The sequence below is a fragment of the Micromonospora sp. M51 genome, from assembly GCF_018070305.1.
In the GTDB taxonomy this organism is placed as follows: domain Bacteria; phylum Actinomycetota; class Actinomycetes; order Mycobacteriales; family Micromonosporaceae; genus Micromonospora; species Micromonospora parva.
Map to the genome: position 1 here is coordinate 1 of NZ_JAGPXZ010001501.1, position 463 is coordinate 463.

Consider the following 463-nt stretch of genomic DNA (forward strand, 5'->3'; position numbering starts at 1 on the left):
GTGTGCGTGGTCGGCGACCGGCGGATGTTGCGCGGCCGCCGGTACGGCAATCTGGTGTTGGCCGCCACCTCCCGCCCCGGCGGGCTGCCGGTCGCCCGGTTGGCGGTGGCCGCCCTGCGTGACCCGGTGCCCGGGGGTCTGTTGCACGCCGCCGCGCTCGACACGTTCGTCGCCGGGGCCCACCCCGTCACCGACGCGGACGGCACCTCCGGGCGCTGATCGCCGTTGCGCCCGCCGTGCCGGGTTTCCGACGGTCTGCGCGGGGAAGGCGCGCCGGATGAGCAACACCGACGTCCGGGGCACCGCGCGTCGCACCCTGGTCGTGATCGGTCTGGTGCTGGCGACCGCCCTCGCGCTGGGCTTCGTGTACGCGACCCGCCGGGTGCTGGTCTGGGCGGTGCTCGCCGCGTTCTTCGCGGTCGCGCTCAAACCCCTCGTCGACCGGTTGCAACGTCGCCTTGTC

General features: G+C 74.9%; 2 pseudogenes. Both read left to right on the forward strand.

Features of this window, described 5'->3' with window-relative positions:
* Nucleotides 1-219, forward strand: a pseudogene (locus KBX53_RS35655) (spermine synthase); the annotation flags it as partial.
* Nucleotides 220-277: 58 nt separating this feature from the next.
* A pseudogene (locus KBX53_RS35660) lies at nucleotides 278-463 on the forward strand (AI-2E family transporter); the annotation flags it as partial.